Source organism: Streptomyces sp. NPDC045778 (genome assembly GCF_056431945.1).
The window spans coordinates 46,813-62,294 of record NZ_JBWKJZ010000028.1; the positions used below are offsets into that span (position 1 = coordinate 46,813).

At 68.1% G+C, this 15,482-nt stretch carries 13 protein-coding genes and 1 pseudogene; 2 read left to right on the forward strand and 12 right to left on the reverse strand.

Features of this window, described 5'->3' with window-relative positions; translation table 11 throughout:
- Positions 1–87 precede the first annotated feature (87 nt).
- From AC07GB_RS29815 to AC07GB_RS29830, 4 genes are all read right to left on the reverse strand, one after another.
- A complete protein-coding gene (locus tag AC07GB_RS29815; RefSeq protein ID WP_478850803.1) occupies positions 88–624 on the reverse strand; it encodes a hypothetical protein in 537 nt (178 codons plus the stop codon).
- A gap of 439 nt (positions 625–1,063) precedes the next feature.
- Entirely contained in the window at positions 1,064–1,360 is a 297-nt protein-coding gene (locus AC07GB_RS29820) for a toxin Doc (RefSeq protein ID WP_478850805.1), read from the reverse strand.
- A gap of 57 nt (positions 1,361–1,417) precedes the next feature.
- A complete protein-coding gene (locus AC07GB_RS29825; RefSeq protein ID WP_478850807.1) occupies positions 1,418–1,669 on the reverse strand; it encodes an antitoxin MazE7 in 252 nt (83 codons plus the stop codon).
- Between the two features lie 168 nt (positions 1,670–1,837).
- Positions 1,838–2,599, reverse strand: a complete 762-nt coding sequence (locus AC07GB_RS29830; RefSeq protein ID WP_478850809.1) for a hypothetical protein — start codon at positions 2,597–2,599, stop codon at positions 1,838–1,840.
- Positions 2,600–2,907: 308 nt separating this feature from the next.
- Here AC07GB_RS29830 and AC07GB_RS29835 point away from each other — a divergent pair, with 308 nt between their 5' ends.
- The gene (locus tag AC07GB_RS29835) at positions 2,908–3,309 is read left to right on the forward strand and encodes an H-NS family histone-like protein (RefSeq protein ID WP_478850811.1); all 402 of its coding nucleotides are present in this window, start codon (positions 2,908–2,910) and stop codon (positions 3,307–3,309) included.
- A 237-nt stretch (positions 3,310–3,546) separates the two neighbouring features.
- On the opposite strand, the pseudogene AC07GB_RS29840 reads toward AC07GB_RS29835, so the two are convergent.
- The 4 genes and pseudogenes from AC07GB_RS29840 to AC07GB_RS29855 all read right to left on the reverse strand — a co-directional run.
- Positions 3,547–3,921 (reverse strand): annotated as a pseudogene (locus AC07GB_RS29840) (transposase); the annotation flags it as partial.
- Between the two features lie 238 nt (positions 3,922–4,159).
- On the reverse strand, positions 4,160–4,891 hold the full coding sequence (locus tag AC07GB_RS29845) for a DsbA family protein (protein ID WP_478850813.1): 732 nt from the start codon (positions 4,889–4,891) through the stop codon (positions 4,160–4,162).
- 347 nt (positions 4,892–5,238) lie between these two features.
- Entirely contained in the window at positions 5,239–6,717 is a 1,479-nt protein-coding gene (locus tag AC07GB_RS29850) for an MFS transporter (protein ID WP_478850815.1), read from the reverse strand.
- A 1,098-nt stretch (positions 6,718–7,815) separates the two neighbouring features.
- Positions 7,816–8,058: a hypothetical protein gene (locus tag AC07GB_RS29855; RefSeq protein WP_478850817.1), complete on the reverse strand. Its 243-nt coding sequence runs from the start codon at positions 8,056–8,058 to the stop codon at positions 7,816–7,818.
- Between the two features lie 1,061 nt (positions 8,059–9,119).
- Between AC07GB_RS29855 and AC07GB_RS29860 the strand changes: the two genes are divergently transcribed.
- A complete protein-coding gene (locus tag AC07GB_RS29860) occupies positions 9,120–9,770 on the forward strand; it encodes an SMI1/KNR4 family protein (RefSeq protein ID WP_478850819.1) in 651 nt (216 codons plus the stop codon).
- Positions 9,771–10,181: 411 nt separating this feature from the next.
- Here AC07GB_RS29860 and AC07GB_RS29865 read toward each other — a convergent pair whose 3' ends face one another.
- From AC07GB_RS29865 to AC07GB_RS29880, 4 genes are all read right to left on the reverse strand, one after another.
- Entirely contained in the window at positions 10,182–10,367 is a 186-nt protein-coding gene (locus AC07GB_RS29865) for a hypothetical protein (RefSeq protein WP_478850821.1), read from the reverse strand.
- A gap of 19 nt (positions 10,368–10,386) precedes the next feature.
- Entirely contained in the window at positions 10,387–11,445 is a 1,059-nt protein-coding gene (locus AC07GB_RS29870; RefSeq protein WP_478850890.1) for a S66 peptidase family protein, read from the reverse strand.
- 243 nt (positions 11,446–11,688) lie between these two features.
- Entirely contained in the window at positions 11,689–12,552 is an 864-nt protein-coding gene (locus AC07GB_RS29875) for a PhzF family phenazine biosynthesis protein (RefSeq protein ID WP_478850823.1), read from the reverse strand.
- Complete coding sequence (locus AC07GB_RS29880; protein ID WP_478850825.1) at positions 12,549–15,311, reverse strand: AMP-binding protein; 2,763 nt, start codon at positions 15,309–15,311, stop codon at positions 12,549–12,551. The genes AC07GB_RS29875 and AC07GB_RS29880 overlap by 4 nt, the downstream gene beginning before the upstream one ends.
- Between the last annotated feature and the right edge of the window lie 171 nt (positions 15,312–15,482).

Consider the following 15,482-nt stretch of genomic DNA (forward strand, 5'->3'; position numbering starts at 1 on the left):
CCCCCGAAGAAAGCCCGGCCCCGGAAGCTCTCTCGTCAGGTCCAGAACATCGTCACGGTCACGGCTCGCTTGTCGGGTCGGGTCGGGTCACACTTCCAGCAGGGCCCAGCGGCGGTTCCCCGGTTCGTCGCGTTCGGTATCGGCGCCGCAGGACAGCGCCCTGAGCCCGGTGACCTCCTCCAGGAGCGCCTCATCTTCCTGGCCGGGCCCGTCCTGGTGGGAGAGCACCATGATGGGTGCGGCGCCGTCCTGGTCGGCCACGTGGACGGTGATGCGCCGGCTGCCGTCACCGAGTGCGGTCTTCGCCAGGAGACGGGTCACCGCGGCGTACTGCTCGCGCTGCGCGGCGCTGGTGAGGTGTCCCCAGGAGCGCAGCTGTCCGACGACCTTGGCCGCGGCCTTGGCCTGCGACCAGGGAGCGGATTCCAGCGCCCAGTTGGCGGCGCGCCGGTTCGCGATGAGCGCCGCCGGGCGACGGCGGGCAGGCGGCGCGCCAGCCCGCTTGTGCGGCGGCGTCGGTGGGTCGGGAGGGGGCTGCGAGGGGGATTTCTTCGGCGGGGGAGGGGCCTTGGGCGGGTAGTCGGGACGCGGCTTCGCGGGGGACTCCTGGCGTGCGTCGTCCATGAAGCGACGGTACTCCTGAACGGCGGGCGGAGACCTGGTACTTCATGGTTTGCCCTGATCCGTCCGCAGGCCGGGCAGCAGCCCGTCGGGGTACCGGCGCGCGGAGGGCCGGGGACCGATACGCGCATCCACCTGACCCTCTGGCCTTGCTGGACTCGGGATGAGCCCGGTGCGCTCACGAGACACATACCGACCCCAAGGCTGGGCGCTCGCCCTCGCTTCCGGTGTCGCGGCCCACCGGGACGGACTGGCCCAGCACCGGCCCGCTTGTCCCGAACAGGCCGTGGGCGCATTCCTCCACGCCGTCCGCATCGCCCCCGCAGAGGTACGCGAGCGGCCCTGCACCCGCATAGGCGCCGGGCAGTGGCGCGCCCGGCGTGCCCGCGCTCGTCGCAGCGGCGGGCCTGCCCGTCTGAGCCCTGGGGCCCGTGCTGGAGACTTACGTCGCCCGCAGCGCGGGCAGCCGGCCGGCGATTTGGAAGGCGGCCAGGTGCAGCAGCCGGATGCCGCTGATCAGATCTCGCCACTGCTCGTACTTGGTGTGCGCCTGGTACCCGGACAGCTCCAGGTAGGCGATGGCCAGGCCGTAGGCGAACAGTTCGTTGGGGGAGGGCCGCGGGCGCAGCGGCACGCGCTCCTCCAGCAGCACCGCGGCCCGCCACCACGCGCCGGAGCCCTTGTCGTGCCGGGGCGGATCGACCTTGGGGCGGGGCACCGAGAAGTCGTTGACGCTCAAGTCGTCCAGCAGGATTTCCGTCTGGTGCTCAAGCGTTACCCATGATCGATCAGGTACTCACCGGGCACTCAGGCCGCCTTCGTGCCGCGCGGCGCCGAGGTCGGATCCCTGAACTCGGCGGCGAAGGCCAACGACCGTGGCCGGGTCGCTGGTCACCCGGCGAAACGCCGCGGCCCCGGCCTCCGGGGCACGCGCGCGCTCCTTCTCCTGCGCTGCCTTCGCCAGAAACTCCGGGCCGGACAGCCCCGCGTCCCGCGCCAGGTCCTCGAAGGTGTGCACGGTGTGGTCATCGACCTCGATGTCGGCCATGTCCCGAGTGTGCCGCGCCGCGAAGCCCCCGCACTACCATCTCCGCGCGGCTCCTCCGGCCCCTGCACGACGCGAGAGCCCCCCATAAGCCATGCCCGAAGCCGCCCGGGGCCCCCGGTCACACGAAGGACCAGTACGTACTCACCTCAGAAGGATCAGGGCGGCTTCTCATCGCACCACGACGTTGTCCGGGGCCGAAGTCGAAGGGCCGGTGGTGGTGTTGCCGTAGTAGGCCCAGCGCCACGCGCCCGTCTGGGATGCCTTCACGGTCGTTCTGAGAGCACCCGAGCCGTTGGCGTGCACCTTCTTCACCGTGGTGTAGGAGGTGGCCCCGCTGGGCTTGAACTGCAGGCTCACCAGACGGCTTCCGTAGGAAGCGTACTTCTTCGTCTCCCAGTTGGCCCGCGTCACCTTGCCGGTCACGGTGATGGGCTTGCCCTTGGACACCGGCTCGGGTGCGGCGTTCACACTCAGGCGGGACTTGCGCTTGACGTAGACGGTCAGGCCCTTGTCGTCCGTGTCAGCGCCGCCGCCCTTGAAGGACACCTCGGCTGCGACCTTCCAGGCCCCGGCCTCGCTGTTGCGCATGTCCCACTCAGTGGGGTCGAAGTACATCCTCTCGTTGAAGTCGCAGACACCCGCGCTCACCTCGTGGCAGTCACTCGTTTCGATGGCGTGCCACAGTCGGTCCTCCGTGTTGCCGCGGTACAGGAACACCGCCGACCACTTCCACTTGCGGGTGGTCGTCATCCGGAAGGAGGCGGGCACCGCGGCCTCGGACACCCCGATCACGATCGGCTTGCCGCCGTTCACCTGGACGCGGGTGAAGGAGGCTCCGCCCTCGGCCGCCCCGGCCGGCACCGCGGCCAGGCCCGTGAACACCGCCGCCGCGCCACCGGCCACGCCAGCTCTCCAGACGTTCTTGCCCACCTGAACTCCGATCTCCGTATGTCCGTACCGAAAGGCGCCGGAGAGCCCTCCTCCGGCGCCTTTCAGACATCCGGGGTTCATACGGGGTTGTGCGCCTGTGGATCACGATCGGGCATCAGTGGGTCTTCGCCTCGTGGGTCTGAGCTAGGGCCTGTCTGATGGATCCTGCCGGGGTGGTGTGGGAGAGGTGGCCCGCCGCGGGCGAAGGGACTTGGTGGTCTGTTTGTCGCGGTGTGCCCCGGGCACTCGATCGGCTGCCCTTGATGGTCGACAGGAGCCGGGCAGGCCGAATCGGTGGAGGGGTATCCGTGTCCGATGGGCTCAAGGTACTCAGCAACATCCGCACGCTGCGGGATCAGGCGCGTGAGGTCTCCTTGGAGACCTTGGAGGACATGCTGGCCAAGCTGGAAGTGATTGTTGAGGAGCGTCAGCGGGAGGCGTACCCGGAGCAGGTGGAGGCTGACGAGAGGAACAGGAAGCTCCAGCAGTACCGCGAGATGTTGCTGGCGGACGGCATCGACTCCGATGAGCTGCTCAGTGCGATGTCGGGTGCCAAGCGCATCAGTCGGCCTTTGGCTGCTCGGTACCAGTTCACCGACGAGAGTGGTGAGGCGTGGACATGGACGGGGCAGGGGCGTACACCCGCGGTCCTCAGGAAGGCGATCAGTGAGCAGGGCAAGTCTCTGGAGGACTTTCTGATCAAGGAGTGAAACGTTGGGGCAGCTCCGGATCATGACCCGTCGGACAGACCTCAGGGACTTCTCTTCGGAGCGGCGGGCCGGACCACAGGAAGATGTCGGCGATGTGCGGTCCGGCCAGGTAGGTGGCCTCCGTCTGCTCGTGGCGGGTGGCGATTCCGCGCCGTGGTTTGTGGCGGTCGATGTACCGCTCAGCGGTGTTGCGCTGCTTGTAGGCCTCGCGGTCGAAGGCCGAGGCCTGCCGCCCTGGCCGGCTCGTCGCAGCCGGTGGTCACGCTGGGCTGCCGGGGCCGGGATCACCGCCCGGATGCCACGCTTGCGCTGGTGGTCACGGATCGCTCGGGATGAATACGGCTTGTCGGCCAGGGCCAGGGCCAGGGCCGGGCTGGTGCGCGGTCGAGCACGCCGCCGGGGATTGCGCGGACGGGCTGTGAGGTCGGGGAGAGCCGGTGCATCGCTGGCCTGGTCGGCGGTGAGAACGAACGCCAGAGGCCGGTAGCGGGCATCGGCCGCGAGGTGGATCTTGGGCGGCGGCCCCGCCGCGGGGGCCGGCCGACGGCGTGTTCGGCCGGTCCACCTGACGGGCCCTTTCGCGGGCCCCGGCCGCTGGTGAGCCCGCAGCACCCAGTGGAGTCCACCGACGCCGCCCAGGCCAGGTCCTCACCGGCGTCAGCCTGGGCCATCAGCGCGGTGACACCCGCTCCCAGGTGCCATCGACGGCCTACATGCGCAGCCGGTTGGAGAGGCCTTGCCTGTTGCCGTACTTCTCCGGCAGGTGAAAGAGCAACGGCTCGATCCGCGCCCCCTGCGCCTCTGTTAACGGCACACCCAGATCAACGACCGGTGGATCAAACGAAACTACCTAGTCGCGGAAGGCGTCCAGCAGCTGCCGGAACGTCTTCTTCTCGTAGATCAGGCCTTTCCATTCGTCGCTGATCTGCGTGCCGTTGATGGCGACGGTGGGGGTGCCGGGGCCGCGTGGGTCGTCGCCGCCGGCTGCCTCGTATGCCTTTTCCGATGCGGTGACGAAGTCCTGGTACTTCATCGTTTTCACGGCCGTGTCGAAGCGCGTGCTGCGCAGTCCCTTGACCTGCCCGGCCAGTTTCAGCAGGGAGGAGGTGGTGTAGCCGCCGGTGAGTTCGGTTCTGGTCATGTTCGCGAAGAGCACGGTGTGGTATTCGGTGAACTTGCCCTCCTCCAGCGCCGCACGCAGGGCGTTGACGGCCCTCTTGGAGCCGTCGCCTCCCGCGCGGTCGTCCCGGAAGGAAGCGAGGGTGTAGGCGGTCTTGGTCTCGCGGCGCAGGGTCGTCTCGCGCAGCGACGGGGCACCGATGGCCTCGAACTGCTCGACGACCGGGCAGCGCGGGTCCACGTACAACTGGACCGTGGTCGCCGCGGCCGGATCGCCCACCACGATCGTCGTGCCGTCCGCGGCCAGTTTCTCCGGCAGCTCCCCAGCACCCCCGTACATCTTGGGCCGGAAGGTGCCTGTGCTCTTGCCCTGGGTGGACTGTGCCTTCGACGCGCAGCCCGCCATCATGAGCACAGCGACGCCGACGGCCATGCCGGCGGCCATCCCTCTTGCGTTTCTCACCTGTGAAAGTCCCCTCCCCTGTAACCGCGCTGACTCTAGACGCTCCCCATCGCGCACCGCACAGCGATTCCGCTGTGCTCCGCGGTGGGACGACGGCGCATGGTGACGAGGTGGCCCTCCCGGGTGCCTGCGTGGGTCATGCTCTGGACGGCGACGGGAATCCGACGGGTTCGCCGAATCTCGGAGGACTCTCTCGGGGAACCAGTCGCAGCTGTGCCGGTTCAGCGTCAAGTCTGCCGTGGGTTCCCTCCGGCCGGCTTCGCTTGAGAACGGCCCCTGGACGATGCCTACGTCTCGGCCGAGGGGCTGCGGCGCCCGAGCTGGGTACCGCAGCCGTCGAAGGTGACTCAGCCAGCCTGGCTGTTTGCTCTCTTGGGCAGGCAGAACAGCAGGGCCCACATCAGGGCGAGGAGGCTGCCGACCCACCACAGCACGGTGATGAACGCGTCGCGGTTGAGTCCGGCGTCGGATGAGCCGCCGGTGGTGGCGAAGAACACCAAGGCGGTCAGCGCGGTCCCGAGGGCGATGCCCAGGTGCATGACGGTATTGAACAGGCCCGAGGCGGACCCGGCGTCCTCGTGCGGGACCCTGGCCAGCGACATGTCGGCGAGCGGGCCGCCGACCATGCCGAGGCCGAAGCCGATCAGTACCACCGGAGCGGTCATCCCGAGCAGAGTCAGGCCCTCCTTGCCTGCGCCGATCTGGAGCCCGTAGGCGGCCGTCGAGGCGAGTGTGATGAGGGCTCCGGTCTGCGGCAGGCGGCGGGCGAAGCGCCCGGCGCTCTTCGCCGTGACCGTGGCACCGGCCAGCTCTCCGAGGGACAGCAGTACGAAGGCCAGGGCCGCGTGGAAGGGGCTCATGCCCAGTCCGCGCTGGAGGTAGAGCGTCCAGGTCATGAAGAACAGCCCGCACAGCAGGCCGTGCATCAGCTGCGCGGCCATGCCGCCGGAGAACTGCCGGCTCCGGAAGAGGCACAGGGCCACGAGGGGTGCGTTGCCCTGCTTGCGCTGCTGTTGGCGCAGGAAGACACCGAAGACGAGGAGGCCCGCGGCGAGCATGCCGAAGCACCACCGGGGCCAGTGATGGAGGTGCCCTTCGGTGAGCGGGAAGACGATCAGGACGATGGCCAGCGCGGACAGCAGCATGCCGGTCAGGTCGGGCCGGTCTGCCTTCTTCACGGTCGACTCGGGGATGAACCGACGTCCCAGCAGGATCACAGCGAGGCCGACGGGCACGTTGACCAGGAAGATCGGCCGCCAGGACAGCCCGAACAGGTCCGCCTCGGTCAGCAGACCGCCCATCACCGGACCCAGGACATTGGCGAGCGACATGACGGCCCCGTACAGACCGAACACTTTGCTGCGGTTCTGCCCCTCGAAGGTGACATGGAGGGTCGCCAGGATCTGCGGGACCATGATGGCCACTCCCACGCCCTGGAGGGCGCGGGCGCCGATCAGCACGCCCGGCCCGGCGGCAAGCCCGCACAACAGCGAGGCCGTGGTGAACACGGCGGTGCCGATGAGGAGGATCCTGCGCCTGCCGTAGCGGTCGCCCAGGCGCCCGCCGGTGATCAGCCCGACGGCGACGGGCAGTGAATAGCCGGTGGTCAGCCACTGCAACGCGTCTGGTCCGGCGCCGGTCGACTCCTGGATCGCGGGCAGGGCGGTCAGGACGACCGACTGGTCGATCATGTCCATCAGTTCGGCGCCCAGCAGCACCAAGAGGGCGACCCAGGCCGCCAGGCCCATCTTCGACAGTCCAGGTGAGGGGCGGGTCGGGGGCTGGGTGGTGTGCTGCGGCTCGTTGTCGAGCGCGGAGGAAGACACGACGGGAAACTCCTGATCCAAAGGAATCGGGGAGCCCTGCCGACAGCCGCACCGGGGCCGGAAAACACGAAACCCGGGGCAGACGGCAGAGCTGCACCCGGGAAAGACAGAGAACTGCGGGGGAGGGTGACGCAACTCAGGCCAGCGCGACGTCCGCCCCCGGACACGTGCGAAGACTAGGCACGTGGGGGTAATGCGGACCGCTACATGGCCTGGGGAATACGAAGTCACCTCAAGATCAACACAGTAGGAACAGGAAGCCTGATCACCGCCGCCGACAAGTTCCGGCGCAGGAACCCATGCACGATACGACAACCCAGCCCTCTGTGCACACCAAATATCGTGCGCTGCCTCCGCGCCGATACCCGTAGCCAGCTTCCCAGGCGCGTACCCGGTGCTCGTCGGCCATCTGCTGCGGCTGCGCGGAGACGGCCTCGAAGCCGGGATGTGGCGGTCGCGGATGCGGGCCGCGTGGGTGCGGGCGGACTGGCGGGCCGGGGTGGGGGAGAGCCCGAGTCGCCCGGGGACCTGGGGCGGGCAGATCCGGGTGTCGTCGTGGACCTGCTGGGGGAGCCGAGCCCGTAACCACGGGGGGGATGGCCGCGCGCCGCCCGGGCTTGGCCTGGGGCATGCGCGGCGGCCTCGCCTCGGGCAGGCGGCCCCGTCGATGTCCAGGGCGAGCTGACGCGGCCGGCCGGGGGCAGGAAGTGCGTCGTGGAGCTTGCCTCAGACCCAGGGGTCGTCCTCTCCAAGGCGGACTGTCAGCAGACAGGGGGGCGCATACGGCCGCCCGTGTCACCGCACGGTCCAGGCGCAGCGGCGGCACGGAGTCTCGCTCCAGCCGTCCGTCCCGGCCCGAGGACACTCGGATCCACGCCAGGCGCACCGAGGGCACATAGCCTGGTCGTTCACCGCTCCCCGGCTCGCGCACGTCCCGCACGTCCCGAGCAGCCCAAACCCCCTGATCGCTGGTCGCCCCCAGCCAGTTCGGCGGCAGCGAACGACGGGCTCCTCCGGTGCCCGGCGGCTGGTGGAACGCGACTCTTGCCGCTCGACCCGGGTTGAACGCAAGCGCGGAGGGCGGCCCCTGCCTCGTGTTCAGGTGTTGGGTGTGTCGTACGTCAGCTGGGCGCGCCCCCGGCAGCTGGAGCCGGAGTGCACGGAGATGGCGACGGCGCCCGACGGCGCGTAGTACCAGTCCAGGTGCTGTCCGACGTCGATCACCTCGCGGCCCTGGGTCATCCGGCCGTTCCGGTCCCAGGGCACCAGCATCAGGTAGTTGTCGCCGGTGTTGGTCGGATTCCCCACGCCGCCGACCGTAGTGAACTCGTTGGTGAGCATGACGTATCTTTCCTCGCCGCCAGGGCAAGGAACTTGAACGGTGGTCCTCTCGGGCATGTCCGTCCCCCTGTCGCACGCGAACCTACACGTCTCACGGTAGCGGGCAGGTCCCGCACGAGCTTCTGCGCGGAGGGAACCCAAGAGGGGAAACCGAGGCGCGGGGGCGCGCGCTGGGCGCCAAGGCTCCGGGGTGCGGAAGCTCGACCGGTACGCGGATCACAGGGTTGCCCCCGCCGTGACGAGGACGGCGGCCGTCTCGGTGTGGGTGCCTGGGTTCGCCCACTTCACGGGCGACCAGAAGAACTCCTTCGTCGCCCGGGCCGACGGCGGGATTCGAAGCCCGAAGTCCCCGCGGTGGACCGGCCGGTTGAACGAGTCGACGGGGGACTGGACCTCCGCGCCAAACCGGCGGTGGATCTCGTCGGCGTACCGCTGTTCAAGGAAGGCGTAGTAAGGGTCGATTCGGTTGATCTTCGACCGGACGGTCGTGTGCCGCGGCCGCTTGCCTGGGCCCGCGAAGTATTTGTCCAGTTGCCGCGGCCAGGTGCCACGGCATGACGTCGTAGTACGAGCAGATCTCCAGCACCGGCTGGATCAACGACTCCAGCGCCCGTGGTGCCAGGCCCGCGACGTCTCGGGCCCGTACGTACTCGGCGAGGGAGTCCTGGAGGAGCGCCCGCTCGGCTTCCACGGATGCGGTCGCCGCGGTCTCTCGCTGGAGCGCCCGGCTCCGGCTGCACTTGCTCGCCCAGGACGGTCCTTCACAGCTACGTCGCCGCCCGTGATGAGGGAGAAACGACGAGTCCCGGAAGCCGTCGCAAGGAAGCAAATTGCGGAGAGAACTCCTGGAATCTGCGAGTAATCGTCAGGCCCCCCACGATCGAGTGAAGCGTCTGCCCGCGCCTCCGACCTGCATGAACAGCCTCAACTCCCGCACGGGTCAGCGGAACGAACCCGCCGGCGCACCAGTTGTTCCAGGTCGAGCTGGTCCTTCGCTGACGGGCACCACGCTCCCTCGTGTGCAGCATCTGTTGTCGTACCCCGTGGTTAAGGTCCAGACCATGACCGAACACGATGAGATACGAGCCGGGCAGACCCGCGCCGCCTGGGCCCGGATCGAGCTGTGGCTCAAGCAGCACGCACCCCGCACCTACGCCGCCCTGCCTCCGCCCTGCACCGAGGAACAGGTTCGCGCCCACGAGGAGCAGCTCGGCGCCGCCCTGCCCGCCGATGTGCGCGCCTTCTACCTGCTGCGCAACGGCACCGGCTCAGAAGACGAGTTCGACAAGACGCCCGTCAGCCTGGGGCCGGTGAGGGGCGAGGAGGACCGCGAGGAGTGGGAGCGGTGGGACCCTCTCGCCCCGTGCTGCTACCCGCTGCCCGGCGGGGTCGGCATCTATCCGCTTGAGACCCGTTACTTCTTCGATCACGAGGATGTGGGGCTGGAAGAGCGCGTGAAGTATCTGCCGCTGCTCAGTACTGGCGACGACGGGGTTTCTGGCGAATTCGTCGACCTGACGCCCGGTTCGGACACGTACGGGCAGCTCGGCCACTACTTCTTCCTGGGCGGAGCCCCCGAGTCCGGCGGGCCGACGCTGGCCGCCTACCTGACCACCGTGGCTGACGCTTTCGAGGCAGGGCAGGGATGGCCCGGCCTCGACGGCTGCGGCCCGCCGCCAGTGGTCAACGGCCGCCTCGACTGGGATTCGTAGTCATCGGCTCGCCCGCCGCATGGCGGCGGGCACTGCTGCCCACAGGAGCGGTGATGACTGCTGATGGTGAGGGCGGCAGCACGGTGAGGGCATCCGAGGTAGTGGTGACGAACGATCACCTGGACGCCCTCATCACCGGGGTGCAGGATCCGGCCCTCGCGCAGACCCTGCCGAGGTTCTCCTCGGACGCCCTTGCCCCTTGCTCTTGCTTGCGCGCGCCCCTCACCACGGCGCGCTCCGTCCCAGGCCGAGAGCCGGGCGACGTCCGCGCGGTTGCGGCGGGTGCCGCCCGCGCATGGCCGCAACCACAGGCGGCTCCACCACATCGACCCGACCCCGGCTGATGTAGTCGGGAGGCGGGAGTACGCCGACGAGCACGACCGGCTCATTCTCATCCAACTGCCCTTCTACTCAACGGACCTGAAGCCGGTCGAACGCATCTGGTTGATATTGCGGCGCGGCCCGCTGGCCAACACCGCCTTCAGCGCTGATGACCTCCTTGAGTGCATCCTTCGTCGCGGCTTGCGGCACATTCAGCTCCGTCCCCACTTGATCGACGGTTGTCAGACCGAGCCCGGACTCGACCTGACCCATCATCCGGCAGCACCCGGCAAGCTCAGTAAGGGCCGAACCTCAACACGCCGGATGTGGCATCAAGTTCAGCGTGTGCGCCCAACGGCACGGTCAACTGCGTTGGGCCATGGCCGAACGGCAAGCCGGTGACGATGGGGATGCCCAGCCCTCCCAGACGGTCGAACAGGATCTCGACGACCTGCTCGGCGGGTCGGCAATCCTCCCACGAGCCGCAGGCGATCCCTCGGGCCTGGTCCAACCAGCCGCCTCGGACAAGCTGCGTGAGCATCCGGTCGATCCGATAGGGACTCTCCTTCACGTCCTCGAACAGGACGATCTTGCCCGCGGCCGACCGGAACTCGGGGGCCCCTGCGAGCGAACAGATCAGGGTGAGGGTGCCACCGGTGGTCATTCCCTCGGCCTTGCCGGGGACGATGCAGGTGCCGCCGGACAGGTCGGAGGGCGCGCCTGGAGAGAACAGGCTGTCGGCGAAGCTCCGGACGGTCTGCGGACACGGCTTCGGCTCGCCGAGAATCGGCCCGGCGACGACCGGGCCGTAGTAGGTGCGCACGCCCAGATGTAGTGCCAGTGCCCGGTGCAAGGCGGTGATGTCGCTGGAGCCCACGAACGGCTTCGGGGGACTGTCGGCAGCGACCTTTGAAAGCCGCTCCCAGTCGAGGATGTCGAGCAGGCGCACGGATCCGTATCCGCCGTGCGCGCAGAGTACGGCACGGATGTCCGGATCGGTGTAAGCCTCTTCCAGGTCACTGGCGCGCTGTGCGTCTCCGGCGGCCAGATACCCACGCACCGGTCCAAGGAGGTGTCGGCCCAGTACTGGCTCCAGGCCCAGCCCACGGAGTAGTTCGCAGCCACGTTCAAGACGCTCCGGGCGGACAGGCCCGGCGGGGGCGATGACCGCCACCTTGGCGCCGAGAGGGATCGGGGCGGGATCGGTCGCTAAGTATCTGAATGGCACGCGGTGGAGCCTACAGCTTGACGCTGTGTCAGGGATTTTGGTGCTGGGCTGGCAGACGGCTTCCCCCTCGCGCCGCGGGCGCACTCCAGAGCATCCGGGCCAACTGCTACAGCACCTGACGCCCATGTGTATCGATGAGTTCTTCCAGCTCGTGGTGGGCAACTCCTCAGCCGGGAGTTGCAGCCACCGATCGTCGGCCTGCCCCGAGGCCCAGGACGACTCAGACAGCTGCGGGCGCTGTAAGAAGGCTCCCCGGCCAGACAGGTCCCGAGGCTGCTCTGGCGTGCGCCCCAATTGGCCATGACCCGGCCGGCCGAACGGCCCCGGAGGTCGCGAACCCTCTCCGGGGCCGACGAGAGGCACACCCGTCTAGATTCCAGGACTCCACATTCCACTCGTGGTCACGCGGCATTCACTGGTGACCGAAACGCGCCCCGGAATGTGGGACTCGAGTTCCAGCGCGCCACCGCGAGGAGAGGGCTGTAAGGCCTTCAGCTTCCGACGCCCAAGCCTCTGCGCCCAAAAGGGATACAACGCCAGGTGCGCCGAAACACAGACCTCATCCTCGGGTAGCGCGATTCTGGGTGCGAACATCCGGGACACGATGTCGTAGTCCAGGTCCTCCTTCCCGCCCGCCGACGGGTACTCCGCGGTCATGATCACCCCACGGCATTCCAGGCGTTCGATGGCGGCTACGTCCGGTTGGAAGTCCATCACCTTCTCGCCGTCGTCCAGCACGGCGAGGTAGTCGTCCCCTGCGACGTAACACTCCTTCGTCTGCGTCCCCAGGACCGCCGTCAGCTGCCGCGTCAGCTCCGAGTCCATGGAGTGAAGCGTCGTCTCGGGTAAACTCACCCGCACCTTCCCATCGACCCGATCGGCCGTCAGGACGCCCGCCTTGGTGTGCCACTCCACGGGCTGGCCGTCCCCCAGTCGCCCCAGCATCCATTCACTGGCCGCCAGTGTGGCGTGGCCGCAGATGCGTAGCTCGCAGTTCCGCGTGAACCAACGGAGTTCGTAGCCACTCGAGTCGGCTCGCTCAGACACGAACGCGGTGACAGGCTCGTCCAGCAGCTGCGCGATGCGAAGCAGGGCCGCATCCGGCAGTTCGCGGTCCAGCTGCACGACCGCCGCCGGGTTGCCCTCAAGGAGGCTGCCGGACACGCACGCGTCGACGACCCCGTACGGCGCCCCGTTCAGCACATCGAATTCCCCAGCAAACGTCGAATTCACACTTCCTCCTCGGTCTTGTCCTTGCGGCGGCCGGCCTGTCGGCCGCGTCCCTCGTCGAGTGCGCGCTTCTTGACCAGTGCCCGGGCGGGTTCCTGTAGTTCCGGATGGAGCAGCGCATACGGTTCGCTCCGGAGCACAGGTACGACGACCTCCTCGAATGCCCGCGCATCGATCACAGCGGCCTCGCACATCCCCAGATTTCGTGTGGTCACCGCGCGCCCGCCCAGCTCGAAGATGCTGTCCGTGTTCACCCCGAAGAGCTGTGCCTCGCGGCTTTCCGGAACATCCCTCGCATAGACGTTGGCACCGCCCTTCCTCGTGCCGACGGCGTCCGTGATAGTGCCCTCCACGTACACGTGTGACATGTACGGCACCTCGGCCAGATACTCGGACCTGTGCACCTGAACGTAGGCGCGTGTGCCGAGGAGGACGTACGTCGTACGTCTCGACGAGAACCATCCGAAGATCGAGTCATCCCCGAAGGGTGACCGCTCGCTCCAGTCGATGTCCGCGAACAGTTTGGCGTCAGGGCCGACGACCACGAACGAATACACCGGATGCCGAGTGCGGTGGCCCCCGATGGCTTTCGTCACATGGGTAGCAGCCATGCCCGATTCGGAGGGGGCACGCGTGAGATCCACCGTCCCGGTACCGATGAAGGAAAGGGTGTAGGCGGGCAGGGCGACGGTAATCCGCTCGGATACGCGGTCGATCTCGGACAGCAGCATGGAGAGGGCATCGTGCGGGGAGACGTTCTTGAAGTCCGGCAGCGAACTCTGTACGACGACGAATTCGGTATCGCCTTCGCATGCCTGGTCGAAGACTCGCCTCAACTCGTCTCTGAATGCCACGAGATCGGCTCCGGTGCGGCCCACGGTTCCGGGAGATCCAGCCGTCCGCTCAGTCATGCCGGCGGCGACCCCACCGAGCGTGCTCGTCCCCTTGGAACAGAGATCCTCGGGTAGGACGTAGCCACGGTCAGCCGTGGCGACCTGCAGCTCGAGGTACCCCAGCGAGTCGAGGCCGATGTTCTCCAGGGTCTCTTCCGCGGCCGGCAGGCGGCCGATCAGCCCTGCGAGAGTCCCCCGGAGCACTTCTTCCGCAGATGCGGACCCAGGCGTGTCGTGCGCCCCTCGCGTGCCGAGATTCTGAGCGAGGGCAGCGGGATCGGCTCCCGGCCCCGGGTGCTGCGCCAAAGCCAGCAGTGCTGCTTCGTCGGCCTTTCCGTTCGCGGTTGCGGGCAGAGTAGCCAGAGCATGGAAGCGGCGAAGCCATCGGTCCTTCGGGAGACGGGAGCGAACCTGCCGCTCCAGCTCGACGGTGTCGACCGTGGAGGGTGTCACGAAGCATTCCAGTGCGTCCGCGGTCGAATCGACCGGTCCGGGGACCGCGATGACCCGGCACTCGTCGCACAGACCCGTTCCCTTGACCGCGGCCTCGATCTCGCCGATCTCGACCCGTACGCCCCTCAGTTGCACCTGGCGATCACGGCGCCCGATGAACTCCAGATCTCCGTCGCCCAGCACGCGTACCAGGTCACCGGTGCGATAGACGAGGCCCGCGGTCTGCGACTCACCTTGGTGACCCGGGCGCGCGAGGAACGAACGCTGTGTCTCGGCCGGGGCGCCTGTGTAACCGTCCGCGACCTGGACGCCTCCGATCCACAGTTCGCCGATGCCTCCGGCGGGGACCGGCTCGAGGTCTGCGGACATGACGTACAGGTCCACGTTGGGCATGGGGGCGCCGATGATGCTCGGCAGGGTCTCCTGCTGCTTGGAACACCGATGCCAGGTGACCGCGACACAAGCCTCGGTGGGCCCATAGGAGTTGACGAGGGTCGCAGTCGGGAGCACCCGCGACACGTCCCGCCGGAGCGGATCAGGAAGGGCCTCGCCGTTGCAGACGATGGTCGAGACGGACTCCAGGCGGTTTGCCATGGGCGGAACGGCATCCAGAAGATTCACGAACGGCCGCAGCAGCGTGGGGACGAGTTGAAGCGTCGTCACGCCTTGCTCGATCAGGTATTCCGTGACCGGGATCAGGCCGCTGTCGATGGGACGCGGAGGAATGATCATCCGAGCGCCGTGCACGAGCGGCAGGAAGATCTCGGGGATGGAGAAGTCGAAGGACGGGCGCGACAGCTGTGCGAAGCGGGCGTCGGGAGTGAGTGACAATTGATCGCCGTACCAGCTGAGGAGGTTGGCGAGCGCTGCCGTCGAGAGCGCCGCCCCCTTCGGCCGACCGGTGCTTCCCGACGTGTGCAGTATGTAGGCGAGCCCGGGCGCTTCTCGCTGCAACGAGCCCGCGCCGCTGAGGCGCGAGACGACGGGCTGCCCCAAGGGCGAGAGCCTCACGCGGGCCACGGCGTGCACTCGGCCGACGATCTCCGCGACCCGCTCCTCGGGCTCGCCCTCCGCGACCGGCACGAAGTGGCAGTCGTGCGCCAGAGTGGCGAGCACTGTGACGATGTACTCGGTGCCGCGCGGGAGCTGGACGACGATCGCGGAGTTCGGCGGGAGGTCGAGTGTCTGGAAGTGGTGCCGTAACTCCAGGACGCGACCCATGAGTTCCTGATAGGTCACCGCGACATCGCCGTGTATCACGGCGAGTTCGGTCGAATGACGTGTGGCAGCCTCCGTGATCTGCTGGTAGACACCGCGGTCCTTGTCGAGCGGTCGGCGGAGCCCTTGCAGCGTCGGTTTGAGGTCGAGCCAATTTATGGGCATGCGTTTGCGTTCCTTCACATGAATCGGCGCCACGCAGGCGGCATGAGAGACTGGAACGGAGCTTTCGATCTACCGGGAGTCCTGGAAGAGGAGCTTCCCTCACGACATTTCAGAGATATCGCGTGCACATGTCAGTAATCACGCAAGCGCATTCAGAATCACGCGGCTGGATGAAGTCGCCCTGTCGGGCGGCGGCCGGACCCA